Origin of the sequence: Pelagimonas sp. KU-00592-HH, assembly GCF_040369695.1 — a bacterium.
Lineage (GTDB): Bacteria > Pseudomonadota > Alphaproteobacteria > Rhodobacterales > Rhodobacteraceae > Shimia.
This window is the reverse complement of sequence record NZ_BAABWM010000002.1, coordinates 763985-783874: the sequence shown is the minus strand read 5'-3', so window position 1 is coordinate 783874 and position 19890 is coordinate 763985. Positions and strand designations below refer to the sequence as shown.

General features: G+C 60.6%; 22 protein-coding genes and 2 tRNA genes. 19 read left to right on the top strand and 5 right to left on the bottom strand.

Annotated features, from left to right (window positions below):
• Nucleotides 1-43 precede the first annotated feature (43 nt).
• Nucleotides 44-937, bottom strand: a complete 894-nt coding sequence (locus ABWV42_RS10965; RefSeq protein ID WP_353340129.1) for a DNA adenine methylase — start codon at nucleotides 935-937, stop codon at nucleotides 44-46.
• Between the two features lie 152 nt (nucleotides 938-1089).
• Between ABWV42_RS10965 and ABWV42_RS10960 the strand changes: the two genes are divergently transcribed.
• A complete protein-coding gene (locus ABWV42_RS10960) occupies nucleotides 1090-1785 on the top strand; it encodes a CDP-alcohol phosphatidyltransferase family protein (RefSeq protein ID WP_353340128.1) in 696 nt (231 codons plus the stop codon).
• 93 nt (nucleotides 1786-1878) lie between these two features.
• Nucleotides 1879-2841, top strand: coding sequence for an agmatinase (speB, locus tag ABWV42_RS10955; RefSeq protein WP_255103893.1), 963 nt, complete (start codon nucleotides 1879-1881; stop codon nucleotides 2839-2841).
• 44 nt (nucleotides 2842-2885) lie between these two features.
• On the opposite strand, the gene ABWV42_RS10950 is transcribed toward speB, so the two are convergent.
• Both ABWV42_RS10950 and ABWV42_RS10945 read right to left on the bottom strand, forming a co-directional pair.
• On the bottom strand, nucleotides 2886-5591 hold the full coding sequence (locus ABWV42_RS10950; RefSeq protein ID WP_353340127.1) for a beta strand repeat-containing protein: 2706 nt from the start codon (nucleotides 5589-5591) through the stop codon (nucleotides 2886-2888).
• A gap of 397 nt (nucleotides 5592-5988) precedes the next feature.
• Nucleotides 5989-6063: transfer RNA gene (locus ABWV42_RS10945), tRNA-Thr, on the bottom strand.
• Nucleotides 6064-6149: 86 nt separating this feature from the next.
• Between ABWV42_RS10945 and ABWV42_RS10940 the strand changes: the two genes are divergently transcribed.
• The 14 genes from ABWV42_RS10940 to ABWV42_RS10875 all read left to right on the top strand — a co-directional run bounded on the left by ABWV42_RS10940 (nucleotide 6150) and on the right by ABWV42_RS10875 (nucleotide 15163).
• Nucleotides 6150-6314 (top strand): hypothetical protein, encoded by a 165-nt coding sequence (locus ABWV42_RS10940; protein WP_353340126.1) that lies wholly within the window; start codon nucleotides 6150-6152, stop codon nucleotides 6312-6314.
• A 5-nt stretch (nucleotides 6315-6319) separates the two neighbouring features.
• Nucleotides 6320-7588, top strand: a complete 1269-nt coding sequence (murA, locus tag ABWV42_RS10935) for a UDP-N-acetylglucosamine 1-carboxyvinyltransferase (protein WP_353340125.1) — start codon at nucleotides 6320-6322, stop codon at nucleotides 7586-7588.
• Entirely contained in the window at nucleotides 7588-8064 is a 477-nt protein-coding gene (locus ABWV42_RS10930) for a DUF2948 family protein (protein ID WP_353340124.1), read from the top strand. Before murA ends, ABWV42_RS10930 begins: the two co-directional genes overlap by 1 nt.
• A 301-nt stretch (nucleotides 8065-8365) precedes the next feature.
• Nucleotides 8366-9667, top strand: coding sequence for a histidinol dehydrogenase (gene hisD, locus ABWV42_RS10925; protein WP_353340123.1), 1302 nt, complete (start codon nucleotides 8366-8368; stop codon nucleotides 9665-9667).
• Nucleotides 9668-9796: 129 nt separating this feature from the next.
• Entirely contained in the window at nucleotides 9797-10276 is a 480-nt protein-coding gene (locus ABWV42_RS10920; protein ID WP_255103880.1) for a UPF0262 family protein, read from the top strand.
• 5 nt (nucleotides 10277-10281) lie between these two features.
• Nucleotides 10282-10737: an arsenate-mycothiol transferase ArsC gene (locus tag ABWV42_RS10915; RefSeq protein ID WP_255103879.1), complete on the top strand. Its 456-nt coding sequence runs from the start codon at nucleotides 10282-10284 to the stop codon at nucleotides 10735-10737.
• A gap of 101 nt (nucleotides 10738-10838) precedes the next feature.
• Nucleotides 10839-11234 (top strand): ketosteroid isomerase-related protein, encoded by a 396-nt coding sequence (locus ABWV42_RS10910; protein WP_353340122.1) that lies wholly within the window; start codon nucleotides 10839-10841, stop codon nucleotides 11232-11234.
• Nucleotides 11231-11815, top strand: a complete 585-nt coding sequence (locus ABWV42_RS10905) for a GNAT family N-acetyltransferase (protein WP_353340121.1) — start codon at nucleotides 11231-11233, stop codon at nucleotides 11813-11815. The genes ABWV42_RS10910 and ABWV42_RS10905 overlap by 4 nt, the downstream gene beginning before the upstream one ends.
• 195 nt (nucleotides 11816-12010) lie before the next feature.
• On the top strand, nucleotides 12011-12889 hold the full coding sequence (locus ABWV42_RS10900; RefSeq protein ID WP_353340120.1) for a carbon-nitrogen hydrolase family protein: 879 nt from the start codon (nucleotides 12011-12013) through the stop codon (nucleotides 12887-12889).
• A gap of 81 nt (nucleotides 12890-12970) precedes the next feature.
• Nucleotides 12971-13189 (top strand): translation initiation factor IF-1, encoded by a 219-nt coding sequence (gene infA / locus ABWV42_RS10895; protein WP_021097168.1) that lies wholly within the window; start codon nucleotides 12971-12973, stop codon nucleotides 13187-13189.
• 45 nt (nucleotides 13190-13234) lie between these two features.
• Nucleotides 13235-13813, top strand: coding sequence for a Maf family protein (locus ABWV42_RS10890; RefSeq protein ID WP_353340119.1), 579 nt, complete (start codon nucleotides 13235-13237; stop codon nucleotides 13811-13813).
• Complete coding sequence (locus tag ABWV42_RS10885; protein WP_353340118.1) at nucleotides 13810-14829, top strand: ribonuclease E/G; 1020 nt, start codon at nucleotides 13810-13812, stop codon at nucleotides 14827-14829. The genes ABWV42_RS10890 and ABWV42_RS10885 overlap by 4 nt, the downstream gene beginning before the upstream one ends.
• A complete protein-coding gene (locus tag ABWV42_RS10880) occupies nucleotides 14829-15011 on the top strand; it encodes a DNA gyrase inhibitor YacG (protein WP_255103868.1) in 183 nt (60 codons plus the stop codon). The genes ABWV42_RS10885 and ABWV42_RS10880 overlap by 1 nt, the downstream gene beginning before the upstream one ends.
• A gap of 77 nt (nucleotides 15012-15088) precedes the next feature.
• A tRNA-Phe gene (locus tag ABWV42_RS10875) sits at nucleotides 15089-15163 on the top strand.
• Nucleotides 15164-15343: 180 nt separating this feature from the next.
• On the opposite strand, the gene ABWV42_RS10870 is transcribed toward ABWV42_RS10875, so the two are convergent.
• Both ABWV42_RS10870 and ABWV42_RS10865 read right to left on the bottom strand, forming a co-directional pair.
• Nucleotides 15344-15793 (bottom strand): hypothetical protein, encoded by a 450-nt coding sequence (locus tag ABWV42_RS10870; protein WP_353340117.1) that lies wholly within the window; start codon nucleotides 15791-15793, stop codon nucleotides 15344-15346.
• Between the two features lie 90 nt (nucleotides 15794-15883).
• Nucleotides 15884-16849, bottom strand: coding sequence for a LysR substrate-binding domain-containing protein (locus ABWV42_RS10865; RefSeq protein WP_353340116.1), 966 nt, complete (start codon nucleotides 16847-16849; stop codon nucleotides 15884-15886).
• Between the two features lie 13 nt (nucleotides 16850-16862).
• Here ABWV42_RS10865 and proX point away from each other — a divergent pair, with 13 nt between their 5' ends.
• From proX to ABWV42_RS10850, 3 genes are all read left to right on the top strand, one after another.
• Entirely contained in the window at nucleotides 16863-17876 is a 1014-nt protein-coding gene (proX, locus tag ABWV42_RS10860) for a glycine betaine/L-proline ABC transporter substrate-binding protein ProX (protein ID WP_353340115.1), read from the top strand.
• Between the two features lie 64 nt (nucleotides 17877-17940).
• Nucleotides 17941-18960 (top strand): quaternary amine ABC transporter ATP-binding protein, encoded by a 1020-nt coding sequence (locus tag ABWV42_RS10855; protein ID WP_255108807.1) that lies wholly within the window; start codon nucleotides 17941-17943, stop codon nucleotides 18958-18960.
• 10 nt (nucleotides 18961-18970) lie between these two features.
• Nucleotides 18971-19888, top strand: coding sequence for an ABC transporter permease subunit (locus ABWV42_RS10850; RefSeq protein WP_353340114.1), 918 nt, complete (start codon nucleotides 18971-18973; stop codon nucleotides 19886-19888).
• Nucleotides 19889-19890: the final 2 nt, after the last annotated feature.

Genomic DNA, 19890 nt, shown 5'->3' with positions numbered 1-19890 from the left:
CAAAGATGGCAAGTCTGTGCCGAATCAGGGGGATTTGACTGCTTTAGTACGTGAGCAGAAGACGGTCTCTCACGATCTCCTTTTCCATCGTCTGACCGTCCATCTGAAAACGCCGGAGCATGCTTCTACCAATATTCACAAAATGCTCGTTCTCAAACAGATCATCGGGATAGGCGATGTCACAATAGGTATTACCCGACTTCTTCGTTCCGTCTATCGACAGCGCCACATGGACACCGCGCCCCTTCGCATCGGCTATGGCTTCCATCAGGTCTTCCAGCCGAAAGGCCTGTGCGCCGTAGAGGATGCTTTGCGAATGCGCATAGGGCGGATCACAGTAAACCAGATCACCGGGGGCGGCGCGGGCCATCGCCTCGAGATAGTCCAGCCGTTCGAAACGGGCCCCGGCGGTTCGGGGCACCCACATGTCGACGCGTTTATTGAATTTCTCGGGCTTGATCACCGGATGCGCGCCCAGCGGGGTGGACATCAGGCCGTCTTTCTTGCGGAACCGCACGACGCCGCCATAGCAGGCACGACAGAGGAACAGGAGGTCGGGGCCGTTGGGTGCGGCGTTATAGCGGGCGCGGATCATGTCGTAGCGATCCTTGGGGTCGCCTGCGTGAAACTCGTGATAGCGTTTGGCGTACCAGTGCTTGAGGCGGTCCGGATCGTCGGACAGGCATTGCCAGATTTCGATCAGCGGGCCGAAGATATCCGACCCAAGAGCGCGGTCGGGCACAAGATTGGCCATGACGCCGCCCGAGCCGATGAAAGGTTCGAAATAGGTGCCGTAGGTCTTGGGGAAATGCGCGATGATCTGTTCCGCGTATCGCTGTTTGTTGCCGATCCATTTGATCAGCTGGGTGCGGAACGGGGGCACGTCATCTGCCGTGTCACGCAGGTCCTGAAGATCGGCGAACAGCGAGGGTTGCATGTGCAGGCGTGCTCCGGCGTTTGAAGGTTTGCCTAACATCGCGTGCGCGGGCAGGGGCGGCAAGCAGGTTTTGATCCTGCGCCGAGCTGTCGTCGTGACCTTTGGTCTGGCTGTGTTATGACGTGGGTAAGGGGTCTAACAGGGCAAAGAAGATGCAAGACGGGCTGAGCTTCAAGGACATTCTGCGCGATCTGCGCGGGCCACATGTGATCGACGAATTCCGGACCTCCTGGGCGATTGCGCTTTTGTACCGGATGACGAGCCCGCCGTTTGTCTGGATCTGTGCGCGGCTTGGCCTGACGCCGATGGCGGTGACGGCGCTGGGGTTCCTGCTGGCCCTGTCGATGCCGTTGCAGGCGATGTTCCTGCCTGTGCCCGTGGCGGTTTGGGCGCTGTTCATCAGTGGCGCCCTGTTCCAGATCCTGGATTGTGTGGACGGGACGCTGGCGCGGCTGACGGGGCGGACCTCGTTGATCGGGGCCGATCTGGATTACCTGTCGGATATGCACCAGCACGCGATGTTCTATGGCTCACTCGGTCTGTTGGCGGATCGGCTTTTGGGGACGGGGTTTTTCTGGACAACCTTGGGGTTGGTGGCGGTGGTGGCGCGTCTGCTTGCGCGGCTGGTGCGTGAACAGGTCAGCAGTCGGCAGGAAGCGGGCGAACCAAGCCCCTGGTCGTGGAAGGAACTGCCGGTGGCCTTTGTGGCCGGACTTTCGGGCCTGATCCCCTTTGGTGCGCTGGCGGGGCCTTGGATGGGGCATGTCATCGTGGCGCTGATTATTTACGGCCTGCTGGACATCGTTGATGCGATGGCGCCGATGCGACGCCCTCCCTATCGCGACTAGATCTCTGGACCACGACCCGCGCGATTCTGGTGCTTGCCAGAACCTTTCCCGTGTCTAAGGTGGCACAATCGTCCCTTGGTTCAGGAGAGAATGATGAGCGATCCCTTCTTTCAGCCGGTCTCCGGCTTTGACTTGCCGCGGTTTGCCGGTGTGCCAACCTTCATGCGCCTGCCGCATGTCGGGCTGGAGGATGCACGGCTTGGCGACGTGCAGGTTGGGCTGATCGGGACACCCTGGGACAGTGGCACCACCAACCGCCCCGGCCCGCGCCATGGTCCGCGCCAGTTGCGGGACATGTCGACGATGATCCGCGCGCAGAACGGGGCCACCAACGTGCGGCCATTTGAATTGGTGAACTGCGCCGATTTGGGGGACGTCTCGCCCAATCCGGCGGATGTGATCGACAGCATGGAGCGGATCACGGCCTTTTATGACAAGGTGATCGAGGCGGGGATCATGCCGCTGACCGGCGGTGGGGACCACCTGTGTTCGCTGCCGATCCTGCGGGCCGTTGCCAAGAAGGGGCCGGTGGGGATGATCCACTTCGATAGCCACACCGACCTGTTCCACAGCTATTTCGGCGGCACGATGTATACCCACGGCACCCCGTTCCGGAGGGCGATTGAGGAGGGCCTGCTTGATCCCAAGCGGGTTGTGCAGATCGGTATTCGCGGCACCGCCTATGACATGGAAGACCGCGAGTTCGCGGCCGAGGTCGGGGTGCGGATCATTCCGATCGAAGAGTATTTTGCGCGTGGCCTTGCCGATGTGATGGCCGAGGCGCGTGAGATCGTGGGCGATCAGGAGACCTATGTTTCCTATGACATCGACTTTGTGGACCCTGCCTTTGCGCCGGGCACCGGAACGCCGGAAGTGGGCGGGCCGAATTCGTTCGAGGCCCTTCAGGTGGTGCGCGAGCTGGATGGGGTGAACATTGTCGGTGCCGACCTTGTCGAGGTGTCGCCGCCCTTTGACCAAAGTGCCGGGACCGCGTTCCTTGGTGTGTCGATCATGTTCGAACTGCTCTGCGTGATGGCAAAGCGGATCGCTGGCTGAAGGAATAAGGCCCGCCCCACGAGAGGGCGGGCCTTTTGATTTGCTTAGATCAGCAGGATGTCTGTTCCGCCGAGCGAGAAGTCGGAGGTTGCGAAGGTGCCGTCGAGTTGTACGGCAAAATCGTATCCTGCGGTGGCGTCCAGCCCGACATAGAGGGTGGTCACCCCGCCTGCCGTTGCCAGCTGGACATCGCCCTGTCCCACGTTTGCGCCGCTGCCAGCCGTGACCCCGCCAGTCAGCGAGCTGCCCGCGATACGAAGCATGTCGCCGGCGGCCCCGTCGGTGATCCGGTCGATGCCGTCCGACGTGGGGGTCTTGAACAGGAACATGTCGGCTCCGTTTCCACCGGTCAGGACGTCGTTGCCGCCCTTGCCTTCGAGGATGTCGCGGCCATTGCCACCAACAAGCGTGTCGGTGTCGCCAAAACCATAGAGCCGGTCATTGCGGTTGCCGCCAGTCAGGTTGACGTGTTCGAAGTTCACGAAATCCAGGACATAACTGCCGTTTCTGGCTTCGACCTTTTCCCATCCATAACCAGCATAGGACATGCGCAGGCCCGAGGTGGCATCGGACATGTCGGCGATAAGCGTGTCGGTGCCAAGGCCGCCATTGGCTTCGTCGTCGGTGCCACGCCCGAGGTTGACCACATCGTCTCCGTCGCCGGTGTTGACAATGTCATTGCCCGACATGCGCGAGAGGTCGATGCTGTCGTTGGCCTGACCGGTGGTGATCTGGACGTTCTCGACGCCGAAGACCTTGGTTCCGATATGTGTCAGGGTGCCGTTGCCCAGGGTGCTGAGCGTGAAGGCCATGCCCGTTGTCTCGGTTCCGTAGTTGGCGATCCAAGTGTCGTTGCCGGTGCCGCCGCTGATGTAGTCCTGACCTGCCCCGCCATTCAGAACGTCATTGCCGCCCTTGCCGATCAAACGGTCGATGTCGTCGCCGCCAACAAGTGCGTCATTGCCCTTGCCGCCAGTGATGTTGAAACGCTCGAAGTTGATATAGTCGGCGTGCGTTGTGCCGTCTGCATCTCCGTATCGGTTCCAGTTGTACCCGAGGTAGGTGGTCGAAATGTCAGACGTCAGCCCGTCGTAGTTCAGGATCAGCGTGTCGACACCATCCTGTCCATTGAGCGTGTCAAACCCGAGGCCCGAGTTGATCTTGTCGCGGCCTGCACCGGATTCGATCACGTCGGACAGGGAGAAACCAGCGGTGTTGATGGTATCCGCCCCGGCCCCTGTCTTGAGGTTCACGGCTTCGATCTTGGTGACGTTCATGCCGCGATTGGCAAGCTGGGCCGTGGTTTGGCTTTTCGCCGCCGAGAAGAACATGTTGGCCGATTTCGCGGTTGTGTCAGCGATCCAGAGATCGTTGCCCGCGCCACCGTTTACGGTGTCGTTGCCGGTGCCCCCGTTCAGGGTGTCGTTGCCGCCATTGCCTTTCAGCTTGTCGCCAAGGGCGCCCCCGATGAGGTTGTCATGTCCTGCACCGCCGGTCAGGTCAAAGCGTTCGAAGCCGTAGTAATCGAGCATGTCGCCCGAGGCGGCCTTGAAGCGGTTCCAGCCATAGCCTTCGTAGCTTTGGAAGATGTCATGGGCCGGATCGGTGATGCCGCTCCAGTTCATGACCAGCAAGTCCTTGTCGCCGTTGCCGCCGTTGGCGCTGTCGACACCAAGGCCGGTGACCACCGTGTCGTTGCCTTCGCCGGTTGAGAACCAATCGTTGAAGCGGCCTGACTTGGCCTTGGCATAGTCTTCGGCCGCGCCGCCGGTAAGGTGCAGGGCTTCCACACCTTTCAGCGTCGCGCCGACATTGGTGGACTGGTTCTGAAGGTTGACGTTGGTTTTGACCGTACGGTCGCTGAGGTCTACCTGCCAGGTGTCGATCCCCGTACCGCCTTCGATGTTGTCGCCGCCTTTGCCGCCATTCAGCCAGTCGTTGCCACCACGGCCAACGAGGGTGTCGTTCAACTCGCCCCCAAGCAGCGTGTCGTTGCGGGTGCCGCCCGTGAGGTTAAACCGCTCGACACTGTAGTAGTCGACCGAGTTGACGCCGGCCTTGTCTGCAAGGCGGTTCCAGCCGTAGCCGGTGTAAGTCGTGCTGACCGCAGTGGTGGCAGCGGAAAAGTCCACGACCAGAAGGTCGGTTCCGTTGCCAGCGTTGAACGAGTCATGGCCAGAGCGGGACATGAAGGTGTCGTTGCCGTCACCGGTTTCAAGGATGTCATTGCCCTGTCCGAGGCGGCTGTCGATGAGGTCGTTGCCGATGTCCGTCCAGATCTGGAGGTTTTCGATCCCGGCAAGGGTGGTGCCGTTTCCGCCAACAGTGACGGTCGACGTGGGATCGAGGGTGAGGGAATGGGATACGCCCGATCCCCGAAAATCGAGAATCGCACGGTCGATCCCCGTGCCGCCGCGCAGAACGTCGACGCCGCCCCCGGCTTCGAGAATGTCATCGCCAGCCCCTGCCGTGAGGGTGTCATTGCCGGTCCAGCCGCGAATATAGTCGTCGCCGCTGCCGGATGTGACGTCGAGCGCCTCGAAGTTGATGAAATCGACAGCCGAGCTGAACTCATCGGTCACGCGCCACCAGCCGTAGCCGGTGTAATACATGTCAACGTCACCTGTGAGCGCGCCATATTGCACCCGCAAGGTGTCTGACCCGTCCTTGCCGTCGACTGTGTGCCAGCCGGTCGGGCTGACGGTTACGAGATCGTTCCCAGTACCTGTGGGTGTACCTGAAATAGCCATGTCGTGCCTCCCTAAGATGTGAGGTCCGCGCGCCACTATTATACTTCCTGCGCAGGAAGGTTTCCGTGATATGTATCAAAATCGGAATGTGTGGCGCGGCGGCAAGTCGATATGGCGATTGGCTTCAGGTTTCCGACGGTGATTTGCCCTCCATTTCCCGGACAAGTGCGCGGGCCTCGTCTCGTTAGGGAATGGTGTGCTGTCTTTGCGCTATGCCGATATTGGTCTGGTCCTGATCGATTCGAAGAGTCTTGAATCCGGGCATTTTGGTCTCCTCCTTGCAGCAAGAAGCGCATGTCGGGGAGTGTTGCGTCAAACCAAAGGGAGCGTGACGTGACGTATCGGCGGATGCAGTTGCACCATGCCCGATCCAAGCAAATTCAAGATGTTGGGGAGATGGTGCTGCTGGGGAGGATTGAACTCCCGACCTCACCCTTACCAAGGGTGCGCTCTACCACTGAGCTACAGCAGCGTTACCGTGGCGCGGGATTTAGACTTAAAGTTCAGAGGGCGCAACCCCATCTGGACGGTTTTTTTTACCTAATGTATGGAAAGGGCATGGAACGTGACGCATCCCCCAATAAACAAAAGCCCAAGCAGCTTTCGCGCGAAGATCGCCTCAAGGCGGCCTTGAAGGCCAATATGGGCCGTAGAAAGGCCCAGGCGCGTGCCCGGGCGGTACAAGCCGACGAAAACAGCACCGGCGAGAACGAAGAAGGTTAGAGCAGATGGATTCGATTATTGTACGCGGCAACGGGCCGCTGAGCGGGCAAATTCCGATTGCCGGGGCCAAGAATGCCTGTCTGACCCTGATGCCGGCGACGCTTCTGAGCGAAGATCCGCTGACGCTGACCAATGCGCCGCGCCTGAGCGATATCAAGACGATGACCGAGCTTCTAGGCTCGCTCGGGGCCGAAGTTTCGAGCCTGCAGGACGGCAAGGTGCTGGCCATGTCGAGCCATGACCTCGACAACCACGTGGCCGACTATGACATCGTGCGCAAGATGCGGGCCTCGAACCTTGTTCTTGGACCGATGCTGGCGCGGCTGGGGCAGGCGGTTGTTTCGCTGCCGGGCGGCTGTGCGATCGGGGCGCGGCCGATGGATTTGCACATTCACGGGCTTGAGGCCCTGGGTGCGGAGATTGAACTCAAAGATGGTTACCTTCACGCCAAGGCACCGTCCGGTGGTCTGAAGGGCGCCGAGATCACCCTTGCTTTTGCTTCGGTGGGGGCGACCGAAAACATCCTCATGGCGGCGACGTTGGCCAAGGGCACCACGGTGCTGCACAACGCGGCGCGTGAGCCGGAGATCGTGGACCTTGCCAAATGCCTGCGGGCGATGGGGGCGCAGATCGAGGGCGACGGCACCAGCCGGATCGAAATTCAGGGCGTTGACCGTCTGCATGGTGCGACTCATGAGGTGGTGACGGACCGTATCGAACTGGGCACCTACATGCTGGCCCCAGCGATCTGTGGCGGCGAGGTGGAATGCCTTGGTGGACGGATCGAGCTGGTGGGATCGTTCTGCGAGAAACTCGATGAGGCGGGCATCTCGGTGGAGGAAACCGCACGAGGGTTGAAGGTGAGCCGCAAGAACGGGCGGGTCAAGGCGGTCGACGTCACGACCGAGCCGTTCCCGGGCTTCCCGACCGACCTTCAGGCGCAGATGATGGCGTTGATGTGCACCGCCGAGGGAACCTCGGTCCTTGAGGAAAAAATCTTTGAAAACAGGTTCATGCACGCCCCCGAGCTGACGCGGATGGGAGCCAATATCGAGGTGCATGGCGGTACGGCGACGGTGCATGGTGTCGAACGTCTGAAGGGCGCGCCGGTGATGGCGACGGACCTGCGGGCCAGTGTTTCGCTGATCCTTGCGGCGATGGCGGCGGAGGGCGAGACCATCGTCAACCGTGTCTATCACCTCGACCGTGGCTATGAGCGCGTGGAAGAGAAACTGGGTGCGCTGGGCGCCCATATCGAACGGGTAAAGGCCTGATGAGCCAGGATGCAAAATTCGAAGATGGTGGTGAAGCGCCCTTGAACCTTGGGGCGCTGGACGGGGACGACCTGCAGGTGATTTCGTCGCTGGTGCAGGATGCGGTTTTCCCCGTGACCGAGATGCGCTGGATCGCGGCAGAGCGGAAATTCGCCTTGCTTCTCAATCGGTTCCGCTGGGAGGACAAGCCGGTTGCCGAGCAGCGCGGACGTCCGGTCGAGCGCGTGCAATCGGTGCTGGTGGTCGACAACGTGATGCGCGTGGCAAGCCAGGGCGTGGACCGCAGCGAGAAGGACATGATCCTGTCGTTGCTGTCGATGGCGTTTGAGGCCGGTGAGGATGCCGACGGTGAGGTCATCCTTACGTTGGCCGGAGACGGTGCGATCCGCTTGTCGGTCGAGGCGCTGGAGGTTACGCTGAAGGATGTGACGCGTCCGTATCTTGCCCCGTCGGGCAAGGCACCGACGCACGAATAGGCAATTTCGAATCAATAGGTTAATAGCGGGTATCGGCGGTTTTTCAACGTCGGTGCCACGTCGGTATTATGTCGGTATTGCGGAGGTGCGGGGTCCGGATTTCGGGGGGTAAAAGTATCGCGCGATAGGGGGGCGATGTGTTTACGCTGTCCTCTGTCCCGCGGCGGTCGAAGGTGCCACTGACACGCAATCAGCCAGCCTGCGGGCGCGGGCCGGTAGGGCCTTGCGACGCGGCCTTGCCGGAAAGACTTGAGAGCGGGGCTGTGCGCGGGTAAGGAGCGCAGTCAAAGGAGACCCCGTCATGCCCGTATTCCTCGATGCGACCGCAGCCGATTTCGAAGCCAGCTTCCAGACCCTTCTGGGGGCCAAGCGGGAAGACAGCCCGGACGTGGACGCGGTGGTGGCCGAGATCATCGCCGATGTGCGTGACCGTGGCGATGCGGCGGTGATCGAGCTGACCTCGAAGTTTGACCGGCTTGATCTGACGCCCGAAACGCTGCGGTTTTCCGAGGCCGAGATCGACGCCTATTGTGCGGATGTTTCTGAGGCGGATCGCGCGGCGCTGGAATTGGCGGCAGAGCGTATCCGGGCCTATCACGAGCGCCAGATGCCGGAAGATGCGAGCTGGACCGACGAGAGCGGGGCGACGCTTGGCTGGCGCTGGACGCCGGTGTCGGCGGCGGGGCTTTATGTGCCGGGTGGTCTTGCGTCTTATCCGTCTTCGGTTCTGATGAATGCGATCCCGGCCAAGGTGGCGGGTGTTGCGCGTCTGGCCATCGTGGTGCCGACGCCGGATGGTGTGGCAAATCCGCTGGTGTTGCTGGCGGCGCGGCTCGCGGGTGTTGACGAGGTCTATCGCATTGGCGGGGCGCAGGCAGTGGCGGCACTGGCCTATGGCACCGAGACCATTCAGCCGGTCGACAAGATCACCGGACCGGGCAACGCCTTTGTGGCGGCGGCCAAGCGGCGGGTGTTCGGCAAGGTCGGGATCGACATGATCGCCGGGCCGTCGGAGATCCTGGTGATTGCTGACAAGGACAACAACCCCGACTGGATTGCGCTGGACCTGCTAAGCCAGGCGGAACACGACGAAAGCGCGCAGTCGATCCTGATCACCGATGATGCGGGCTTTGGCCGTGCCGTGGCCGATGCGGTGGACAAACGCCTCGAGACGCTGGAACGGCGGGCCATTGCCGGGGCAAGCTGGCGCGATTTCGGCGCGGTGATCACCGTGCCGGACCTGTCGACGGCGGCAGAGCTTTCGAACCGGGTGGCGCCCGAGCACCTTGAACTCTGCGTGGCCGATCCGGACGGGCTGGCGGAAGAGATCACCCATGCAGGTGCGATCTTCCTTGGCCAGTACACGCCGGAAGCGATTGGTGACTATGTCGGCGGGCCGAACCACGTCTTGCCGACCGCCCGCTCTGCGCGGTTCTCATCGGGTTTGAGCGTGATGGATTTCATCAAGCGCACCACGCTGTCGAAGATGACACTGGAAAGCCTGCGCGCGATTGGCCCGTCGGCCGAGACCCTGGCGATCAGCGAGAGCCTCGAAGCGCACGGCCTGTCGGTGCGCGCACGTTTGGATGCGTTGAACGAGTAAGCCCAGTTACAGGACAAAAGAGTGCCCCGCTGTCGCAGGCAGCGGGGTTTCGTGACTCCTGCGTTGCCCAGATGCGTTGCATCCGTTAGTCATGCAGGTCAACGGAGCGAGTAGAAACCTTAGAAAACCATGTCCCGCATCAGCCAAATCGAAATTGACGACCGTAACCTGCCCCCGCCGACGCCCGAGATCGAGCAGGAGCGCAAGGTGGCTGTCTTCGATCTTCTGGAAGAAAATACCTTTGACCTGCCCAAGCGCGATGATCGCCTGGTGCCCGATGGCCCCTACAAGGTCGAGCTGTCGATCCGCGAGAAACGCCTTGTGTTCGACGTGCACACCGAAAGCGGCGAGAAGGCCGTGGAGTTCCATCTCTCGCTCTCGCCGTTCCGTCAGGTGGTCAAGGATTACTGGGCGATCTGCGAAAGCTATTACGATGCGGTGAAGAACATGCCGCCGAGCCAGATCGAGACCATCGACATGGCCCGCCGCGGTATCCACAACGAGGGAGCGCGTATCCTGACCGAACGGCTGGAAGGCAAGGCAGAGGTGGATCATGACACCTCGCGGCGCCTGTTCACGCTGATCTGCGTGTTGCATTTCGGGGGCTGACGCGCGTGCCTGTGGAGCTGCCCCAATCGGTATTGTTCTGCTGCGATCATAACGCGGTGCGCTCTCCGATGGCGGAAGGCATCATGAAAAAGTTCTACGGCACGGACACCTATGTGCAGTCGGCCGGGATCAAGAACGACCTCGAGATCGACGGCTTTGCCATTTCGGTGTGCCAGGAAATCGGGGTCGAACTGTCGCGCCACCGGTCGCGCAGCTTTGAAGAGATGGAGAAATGGGGCGATCCGATTTCTTCCTTCGATCTGGTGGTGGCGCTGACGCCGGCAAGCCGGCGCGAGGTAAAAGACCTGACGCGCTACAGCCATTGCGAGCTGGAATACTGGCCGATCATGGACCCCTGCGGCATGGGCGAGACCCGCGATGCTCGGCTTGAGGCCTACCGGCAGGCGCGCGACGAGATCATCGCCCGTCTGACCGAACGCTGGGGCGATCCGATCGCCTGACAGCAAGGCGGTTTTTGTTCTGAAACCTGTCGCAAACCGGCGGCAGAATCGCGACGATCCTCCCTAGGGTTCCGGAAAGTTTGAACAGACGGGGACGCGAGATGAGCATCGACACCATTCGCAACTATTACGAGGCTTTCAACGCGGGTGATATCGCGGGCATGGTGGCCTGCCTTTCGGATGATTTCGTGCATGACGTGAACGAGGGCAGCCGCCGGGATGGCAAGGAAGCCTTTGGCGAATTCTGTGCCCATATGTCCGAGTGCTACAAGGAAGAGCTGACCGACATGGTGTTCTTCGTCAGTGAGGATGGCACCCGCGGGGCGGCCGAGTTCATCGTGAACGGCACCTATCTCAAGACCGATGGCGACCTGCCGGACGCACATGGCCAGACCTATCGCCTGCCCGGTGGCGGGTTCCTGAGCCTGAAGGATGGCAAGATCACCCGTGTCACCACCTATTACAACCTCAACGACTGGATTGCGCAGGTCTCATGATCGAGACGCGGGTTCTGACGGGAGAGGCCCTCGAGGCGGCGCTGGATGATGTGGCGCGGCTGCGAATCGCGGTGTTCCGCGCCTTTCCCTATCTCTACGATGGCGATTTCGACTATGAGCGCGGCTATCTGAACACCTATCGCGAAAGCGATCTTGCGGTTCTTGTGGGGGCGTTCGATGGCAGTAGGCTGGTGGGGGCCTCGACAGGCACGCCGCTGGCCGATCACGCGGATGACTTTGCCGCCGCCTTTGCCCATACCGGTCTGGACCTTGGCGAAATCTTCTACTGTGCCGAGTCGGTGCTGTTGCCGGAGTACCGTGGACATGGGATCGGCCACGCGTTTTTTGATGCGCGCGAGGCCCATGCCCGCAAGCACGGGTTCCAAAAGACCGCCTTCTGCGGTGTCGTGCGCCCCAAGGATCACCCGGCGCGTCCCGCCGACTATGCGCCGCTGGATCCGTTCTGGCTGAAGCGTGGCTATGCCCCGCTTAAGGGCGCGATTGCCGAGTTCGCGTGGAAGGATCTGGGCGATGCGGAGGAAAGCCGCAAGCCGTTGCAGTTCTGGATTCGCGATCTCTGAAAAAGGGGCGCTGCCCCTCGACCGGCGCTGGCGCGCCGACCTCACCCCGGAGTATTTCCGGTGCATTGAAGGCGGGCTTTCAATGCACGCAAAATACTCCCGCCGGAGGCATCCGGCAGCGCGGTCGGGGCGGTCGGTGGATGACAGGATATTCGTGGCAGGTATAGGATTGTCGGCGAACAGGTGGAGATGGACATGAAGATTGCAACAGCTGCCTACCCGCTGGATTTCTTTGACAGCTGGGCCGGCTACGAAGACAAGGTTTTCCGCTGGGTGGACGAGGCCGCGAGCCACGGGGCCGAGCTTCTCGTGTTTCCCGAGTATGCCGCGATGGAACTGGCGACGCTGGATGGGGCCGAGGTGGCGGCGGATCTTGAAAAATCGCTGCATGCGGTCTCGGATCGCATGGCGGATGCCAACGCGCTGCATGCCCACCTGGCAAGGGAATTCGGGGTGCATATCCTGGGCGGGTCGGCGCCCGTCTTCGACGGTGGCGCGCGCCCGGTGAACCGTGCGCATTTCTTTGCCCCGAACGGCAAGGCGGATCATCAGGACAAGCAGATCATGACCCGTTTCGAGCGCGAGACATGGGGCGTGGTGGGTGGCGGGCCGCTCAAGGTGTTTGACACCGCGCTGGGCAAGATAGGCGTGTTGATCTGCTATGACAGCGAATACCCGCTCTTGGGACGTGCCATATCGGAATGCGACCTGATTCTCGTGCCCAGCTGCACCGAGGCGCTGTCCGGCTATTGGCGGGTGCGGATCGGGGCCATGGCGCGGGCGCTTGAACAGCAGTGTGTCACGGTGATGGCCTCGCTTGTCGGTACGGCGGACTGGTCGGAGGCGGTGGACGTCAATACCGGCATGGGCGGACTGTTCGGGCCACCGGATACCGGCTTTCCGGCGACCGGCGTGATTGCCGAAGGGGCGCTCAACGAGGCGGGCTGGACCTATGGCGAGGTGGACGTCGAAGCGATTGCCCATGTGCGGGCGGATGGGGTGGTGCTGAACCGCACCCATTGGCAGGAACAGAGCCCGCGTGACGGTGACGTGACATATATGTCGATGCAGTGAGAATCGGCCTTGAAAATCAGGCCGTTTGCCCCCATTTAGGGGCAGCCCGCGAAAAGCCGGGTGTTTTGTGAAGGAGATAACATGGCCAAGGAAGAACTGCTCGAATTTCCCGGTGTCGTGAAGGAACTCCTGCCCAATGCGACGTTTCGGGTCGAGCTTGAGAACGGCCATGAGATCATCGCACATACGGCAGGCAAGATGCGCAAGAACCGCATCCGTGTTCTGGCTGGCGACCGGGTTCAGGTGGAAATGACCCCCTACGATCTGACCAAGGGTCGGATCAACTACCGCTTCAAGTAAGCGCAGACTGCCCTCGTGGCGCGGCATCAAGACAGGACCGCTGGCATGAAACTGATCCTCGGCTCCGGCAGCCCGCGCCGCAAGGACCTCTTGTTGCAGATCGGTGTGGTGGCGGATGATATCCGCCCGCCCGATATCGACGAAGACCCCCGAAAAAGTGAGTTGCCCCGCCCGTACTGCGCGCGGATCGCGCGCGAGAAGGCGATGGCCGTTCAGGCCGACGCCGGCGACATTGTGCTTTGCGCCGACACCACGGTTGCGCTGGGCCGTCGCATCATGGGCAAGCCCGCGGATGCCGGACAGGCCGCAGAGTTCCTGTTGTCGCTGGCCGGCCGGCGCCATCAGGTGATCACCAGCGTGGCCCTGCGCCGGGGTGATCGCCTTTGGGAAAGGACCGTGGTGAGCGCGGTCAAGATGAAACGCCTGAGCGATGACGAACTGAACGCTTATCTTGCCACCGGTGACTGGCAGGGCAAGGCGGGGGGGTATGCGATCCAGGGCCCGGCCGGGGCCTTCATTCCGTGGATCAGCGGATCGTTCACAGGTATCATGGGCCTGCCGGTGGCCGAGACGGCCACGCTTTTGCAGGCGGCCGGATACCCGCTTTACAAGGAAACATCATGAAGGGCAGCCAGATCATTCTCGACCACATCGGAGAGCGCGAGGCCGCGGCCCTGATGGTGGATGGCAAGCTGAGCGATTTCCTGATCGACGGGGATGCGCCGCGTCCCGGCACGATCTATCGCGCCATTGCCGATCGTCCGGTGAAAGGGCAGGGCGGCATGTTCCTGCGCACCCCCGATGGCAACGTGTTCCTGCGCCAGGTCAAGGGGCTCTCGCCTGGTCAGCCGTTGTTGGTGCAGGTGACGGGCTATGCCGAGGAAGGCAAGGCGATCCCGGTGACGCAGAAGCTCTTGTTCAAGAGCCGCTATGCCATCGTCACCCCAGAGGCGCCTGGGTTGAACATCAGTCGCTCGATCCGCGACGACGATCTGCGCGACACGCTTCTGGGGATTGCCCACGAGGTGATGGACGGCGAGGAGATGGGGCTGATCATGCGCTCGTCCTGTGCCGAGGCCGACCCCGAGGAGATCGCCGAGGACATTGTCGCCATGGTCGATATGGCGCGTGCGGTGATGGCGGATGCCGAGGGCGGCATGGAAAAGCTCACCGAAGGCGACGGCCCGCATGTCGAAGCCTGGCGCGAGTGGGTGGAGCCGGCCGAGATCGTGTCGGAGCCAGGGGGATTCGAGACCCACGGCGTGCTGGATGCCCTGGAAGACGTGAAGGGCGCGCGCGTGCCGCTCGAGGGCGGTGCCTATGCCTTTGTCGAGCCGACCCGCGCTCTGGTGGCGGTTGATGTGAACACCGGCGGCGATACCTCGCCCGCGGCGGGTGCCAAGGCGAACTTTGCCCTGGCGCGTGCCCTGCCCGCGGCCCTGCGTGTGCGCGGCCTTGGCGGTCAGATTACGCTCGACCTCGCCCCGATGGCCAAGAAAGACCGGCGCGGTTTCGAAGGCGCTCTGAGGGCGGCCTTCAAGGCGGATTCGGTGGATACGGTGCTGGCCGGCTGGACGCCGCTTGGCCACTATGAACTGCAGCGTAAACGCGCCCGTGTGGCGGTGCGGGGGCTGATCTGATGGCCTGTCCGATCTGTCGGAAAGACACGGTTCAGGCCTACCGTCCGTTCTGTTCGAAACGCTGCGCGGATGTCGATCTGGGGCGCTGGTTCGGCGAGGAATACGCGGTCGCCTCGCAGGATCCGGAAGAGCAGATCGAGGCGCTGGAAGAGATCGCCAAACAAAACGACCGGCTGCACTGATTTTTTTGCAAAACCCTCTGGACAGCCCCCCAAAGCTGACATAGAACGCCGCAACCCGAACAGAGATGTTCACCCGTGCCCGGGTAGCTCAGGGGTAGAGCAGTGGATTGAAAATCCTCGTGTCGGTGGTTCGATTCCGCCCCCGGGCACCATTTTTCTTCAGAAAAATCAATGCGTTGGCGGTGCAGGTGTTATTGCACCTCGTTGGTTGAATGCCCGGGACTGAACCGGGACTGCGTTTGCCGTTACACTTTGCAAGCACTCAAAAGGGCTGGCAACCGTTTCCTTCAACCAGCCCTTTCGAAGATTGTCAGGGATATTGAGACACCTGTCTACGCGGCGGCGTTTACCTGGGCGCTGTATTCCTGAGTGATGCTCGAAGTCGGGTTCTCATCAAGCCATTCTCCGAATGCCTCCAAAAGGAACTTGTGAAGATACTCGTTGGCCAAAGGTTTCTGCCCTGCCTCAGCTATCAGGTGTTGAAGTATCTTGCGTGCCGCAAAGAGCAGCGGCTTTCCGTAGACATCACGCGCCACATCCCAGTTAGTCGGGCGCTGTGTCAGCCTAAAGCCTCCCACCGCTGACTTTTTCTCGCTCAAATGTCCACGCAAGCGCGGCAGGTCAATCTGAGGAAGCGCTGTGCCTCTTCTGACATTCACAAAGAAAGCACCCTCTTGCTTCCGGCAAAAGAAGGACTGGTTTGCCGCGACAAGAACAACGTCCGCAAAATAGAAGGGACGAAGTTGTTTGATAGGCCTTGGACTTGGTGCTCTGTTACCCAACCTTGGACTGCCCTTCGCGGGGCTTTTCCAAGGCGCCCTTCTGGGCCTTCGTAGCGACTTTGCCGTCACGCACCAAAGCCGCGCTGTCGTTCACTCAGCGGCTTGAGATGTGATGCTTGCCTGATCGCGAACCCAATCGCAGAAAGTGGCCGCGTCTTTCCGGTTTTCCGTGGCATCAATGAGGTAGAAGAAATCCCGTTCGATTTCCGGGAACCCTTCCAGTTTTCTGAGTGATCCATCTGAAAGGTAAGGGTCCACCAGTGGGTTGCCGGCCAGGGCGATGCCCTGTCCTGCGATCGCAGCCTGAAGCATGTTGATATAGGTGTTCAAAACCACGCCGCTGGACTCTGGCGGAGGCGGGATTTCGCAATTGCGGAACCAGTTCGGCCATCGTGCGCCCGGGCGGTAAATCCCTGAGAGGTGCAGCAGGTTCTCATTGAGCAGGTCTTCCGGAGTTTCCATACCTGTACGGGCCCTGTAGATCGGGCTGTAAACGGGAAAGACGCGTTCCTGCAATAGAGGCGTTACGTTTTCCCAGTTTGGTGGCGTCTTGGAATATCGAATGGCAACATCGATCCCTTCGGCTTCGAGATCGAGCTTTCGATCGGACACCACGAGGTTCAATTCGATGTCGGGGTGCTGGTTGCTGAAATCGACCAGGCGCGGCATCAACCAGTAGGTGGCGAAGGCCGAGGTCGTGGTGACAGTCAAACGCGTATCACTTGCGCGCGCCGCCGCGTTCAGAAGGGCTTCGGCAATTTGGTGCAGTGCTGGAGACACCTCGGTTTCCAAAGCACGCCCGGCCTGGGTCAGGGTTACCTTGCGATGATCCCGATAGAACAGTTTTGTTCCAAGTGCCTCTTCCAACTCGGCAATTTGGCGACTGACGGATACACGCGTAACCCCGAGATATTCGGCGGCTCTTGTAAAGTTATTGTGTCGGCATGCCGCCTCAAAAGTGATCAAATGAGGCAGCTTGGTAAGGGTTTTTCGTAAGTTTGCCATAACGCTATGGTTAACATTTTGCTTCGGATTTTGGAACTTCACAATGCGCATTTTCTGACAAACCATGACATCAAAGATTAGCTGCGGCACCGATCAGGGCCCGCATTCATGGGAGGACATCATGAAACACTTCAAGAAAATCGCGCTGGCGACAGCCCTGTCGGCAACACTTTACATTCCAGCTGCGGCGGCCGATATGCCCGGAAAGGGCGTGTCAGTGTCCCCCATCAAGGGCTCGCCCGCGAACGCCTGGTTTCAGCACATGGTCGTGCAACTGGGGCTGGAGGCGCTGGGCTATGAAATGGAAGAAACGCTTGAAGCGGATTTTCCGGCTGTACACCTCGCCGTTGCCTCGGGCGATGCGGACTACACGTTCAATCACTGGAAACCACTGCACAATGGTTTCTTTGACAAATCCGGGGGCGAAAGCGTCATGACTCGCGTGAACCCGGCGATCAAGGGCGCGGGGCAGGGGTTCTTCATGGACAAGAAAACCGCCGAGGCCAATGGCATTACCAGCATTCAACAACTGGGTGATCCGGCGGTGGCTGCATTGTTTGACGCAGATGGTGACGGTCGCGCCAACCTTTCCGGCTGCAACCCCGGATGGGGGTGCGAGATCGCGATCGAGGATCATCTCGACAACCTAAAACTGCGTGACACGGTGCAGCATGATCAGGGGAGCTATTTTGCGATCATGGCGGACACGATTACCCGCTACAACGAGGGCGGCTCGATCCTCTACTACACCTGGACCCCGAACTGGATCAGCGACGTGTTGGTGCCCGGAACAGATGTGGTGCAGATCGGTGTTCAGGCTGAAGGAGACATCGATACCGGGTTTGCAGTGAACGATGTCTACATTGTCGCAAACAACGACTTCCTGAAGGACAACCCTGCTGCCGCGAAGTTCTTTGAACTCGTCGACATCCCGATCGGTGCCGTGAATGCCGCACAGGTCAAACTGCGCGATGGCGAGAATACTTTGGACGATTTCCGCCGGCACGCCGAGGATTGGGTTTCCGCGAACCAAGCAACCTTTGACGGTTGGGTCGCCGAGGCGGCCAAAGCCAACTGATCCCTCCCTGCAACTCCCGGGCGTGGAAAATTCCGCGCCCGTTTTTTCCGAAGGGAACAGCGCCATGAGTGAAGCGCAAATCGAATGCCGTGATCTGTGGAAGATTTATGGACGCCGCGCCGACGAGGCCATGAAAGCCGTTTTGGCCGAGGGCCTTAGCAAGGAAGAGGTGCGCGATCGGTACGACTGTGTTCTGGGTGTCCGGGATGCCAGCTTCAGCGTCCGGAAGGGGGAGATTTTCTGCATCATGGGTCTTTCGGGATCAGGAAAGTCCACGCTGGTGCGCCATGTGAACAGGCTGATTGAACCGACGTCAGGCGAAATCCATGTCGCGGGTCAGCGCGTCGACACGATGAACGAAGGGGAACTTCGTCAACTGCGCGCCGAAACCATCGGAATGGTGTTTCAGCACATGGCGCTCTGGCCGCACCGTACACTGGGCGACAACGTTGGCTTTGGTCTGGAGGTGCGAGGTGTCGCGCCTGAGAAACGCCGGGAGGCTTCGGTAAAGGCGCTTGAGGCGATGGATTTGGGCGGGTGGATTGATCACTACCCCGACCAACTGTCTGGCGGGATGCAGCAGCGGGTGGGTCTGGCACGCGCCTTGGCGGCTGATCCGGAGATCCTTTTGATGGACGAGCCCTTTTCCGCACTCGATCCCCTGATCCGGCGACAGTTGCAAGACCAGTTCCTCGACCTGTCTGCCCACATGGACAAGACCACGCTCTTCATCACCCATGACCTCGACGAAGCGATCCGCATGGGGGATCACATTGCCATCATGAACGATGGTGAAATCGTCCAGATCGGCACACCCGAGGAAATCGTCACCAACCCGAAAGACGACTACGTCGCAGAATTCGTCAAGGGCATCAGCCGCGTCGGTCTCGTGCGCGCGGAAACCATCATGGACAAGCTCGACGGGCGTGATCCGACTGCCAAACAGGTTGGGCTCAACGCTGAACTTGGCGAGATCATCGAGCACTTCATGGAAGATCAGTCCCCCGTCACCGTGATGAGCCCGGATGGGCCCGCAGTGGGACAGATCACCATCAAATCCGCCCTTCAGGCCTTGCGCGGATAAGGAGACGACTATGGAACTCTGGAACATTTTCGATACCGAATGGGTCCCGGTCGGCGCATGGGTGGAAAGCGCCCTGCAATGGGTCGTGGCCAACTTCCGTTTCATTTTTCAGGCGATCAAAGTTCCCTTTGATATCGTTCTAACCGGACTTGAAGACGGGCTGACCCAAGCGCCGGATCTCTTGATCCTGACGCTCATTGTTCTGGTTGCCTGGCAGGCAGGTGGCCGTAGGCTGGGGTTGATTTCACTTGCGTGCATGACGGCCATCGGTCTCATGGGCGCTTGGGAAGAGAGTATGACCACGCTCTCCATTGTCATGACCTGCGTGGTGTTCTGCTCGCTGATCGGCATACCGCTGGGGGTGATTGCAGCGAAGAACAACCGGTTCTGGATGATCCTGCAACCGCTTCTCGACTTGATGCAGACCATCCCGTCGTTTGTTTACCTCGTGCCGATCGTGATGTTGTTCTCCATCGGAAATGTGTCGGGCGTGATCGTGACCTTCATCTATGCGCTTCCACCTGTCGTGCGCCTGACCAATCTTGGTATTCGACAGGTGCGTGCCGACATGGTTGAGGCCGCGCGCGCTTTTGGGGCCTCGAACCAGCAGACCCTTTTCAAGGTGGAACTGCCGCTTGCTATGCCCACGATCATGGCAGGGGTCAACCAGACCATCATGATGGCACTTTCGATGGTTGTGGTCTCGTCCATGATCTCGGTGACGGGCTTGGGTCAGATGGTTCTGCGCGGCATCGGCCGCCTCGACATGGGGCTGGCGACCGTGGGCGGGCTTGGCATCGTTTTCCTTGCCATTGTGATCGACAGAACCTCGCAGAGCTTTGGCATCTCGGCGCGCGATCGCGGGCATAAGAAGTGGTACGAGACCGGGCCCGTCGGGGCAATTCGCAGCCTTGTGAAGAAGGGATAGGT

Excerpts from the sequence above, each read along its gene's own strand:
- ABWV42_RS10850 (WP_353340114.1), top strand. The coding sequence starts at position 18,971 with ATGGAACTCTGGAACATTTTCGATACCGAATGGGTCCCGGTCGGCGCA.
- ABWV42_RS10965 (WP_353340129.1), bottom strand. The coding sequence starts at position 937 with ATGCAACCCTCGCTGTTCGCCGATCTTCAGGACCTGCGTGACACGGCA.
- proX (WP_353340115.1), top strand. The coding sequence starts at position 16,863 with ATGACATCAAAGATTAGCTGCGGCACCGATCAGGGCCCGCATTCATGG.
- ABWV42_RS10885 (WP_353340118.1), top strand. The coding sequence starts at position 13,810 with ATGAAGGGCAGCCAGATCATTCTCGACCACATCGGAGAGCGCGAGGCC.
- ABWV42_RS10960 (WP_353340128.1), top strand. The coding sequence starts at position 1,090 with ATGCAAGACGGGCTGAGCTTCAAGGACATTCTGCGCGATCTGCGCGGG.
- ABWV42_RS10865 (WP_353340116.1), bottom strand. The coding sequence starts at position 16,849 with ATGCGCATTGTGAAGTTCCAAAATCCGAAGCAAAATGTTAACCATAGC.
- murA (WP_353340125.1), top strand. The coding sequence starts at position 6,320 with ATGGATTCGATTATTGTACGCGGCAACGGGCCGCTGAGCGGGCAAATT.
- ABWV42_RS10940 (WP_353340126.1), top strand. The coding sequence starts at position 6,150 with ATGGAACGTGACGCATCCCCCAATAAACAAAAGCCCAAGCAGCTTTCG.
- ABWV42_RS10920 (WP_255103880.1), top strand. The coding sequence starts at position 9,797 with ATGTCCCGCATCAGCCAAATCGAAATTGACGACCGTAACCTGCCCCCG.
- ABWV42_RS10855 (WP_255108807.1), top strand. The coding sequence starts at position 17,941 with ATGAGTGAAGCGCAAATCGAATGCCGTGATCTGTGGAAGATTTATGGA.
- hisD (WP_353340123.1), top strand. The coding sequence starts at position 8,366 with ATGCCCGTATTCCTCGATGCGACCGCAGCCGATTTCGAAGCCAGCTTC.
- speB (WP_255103893.1), top strand. The coding sequence starts at position 1,879 with ATGAGCGATCCCTTCTTTCAGCCGGTCTCCGGCTTTGACTTGCCGCGG.
- ABWV42_RS10930 (WP_353340124.1), top strand. The coding sequence starts at position 7,588 with ATGAGCCAGGATGCAAAATTCGAAGATGGTGGTGAAGCGCCCTTGAAC.
- ABWV42_RS10910 (WP_353340122.1), top strand. The coding sequence starts at position 10,839 with ATGAGCATCGACACCATTCGCAACTATTACGAGGCTTTCAACGCGGGT.
- ABWV42_RS10900 (WP_353340120.1), top strand. The coding sequence starts at position 12,011 with ATGAAGATTGCAACAGCTGCCTACCCGCTGGATTTCTTTGACAGCTGG.
- ABWV42_RS10880 (WP_255103868.1), top strand. The coding sequence starts at position 14,829 with ATGGCCTGTCCGATCTGTCGGAAAGACACGGTTCAGGCCTACCGTCCG.
- ABWV42_RS10905 (WP_353340121.1), top strand. The coding sequence starts at position 11,231 with ATGATCGAGACGCGGGTTCTGACGGGAGAGGCCCTCGAGGCGGCGCTG.
- ABWV42_RS10950 (WP_353340127.1), bottom strand. The coding sequence starts at position 5,591 with ATGGCTATTTCAGGTACACCCACAGGTACTGGGAACGATCTCGTAACC.
- ABWV42_RS10890 (WP_353340119.1), top strand. The coding sequence starts at position 13,235 with ATGAAACTGATCCTCGGCTCCGGCAGCCCGCGCCGCAAGGACCTCTTG.
- infA (WP_021097168.1), top strand. The coding sequence starts at position 12,971 with ATGGCCAAGGAAGAACTGCTCGAATTTCCCGGTGTCGTGAAGGAACTC.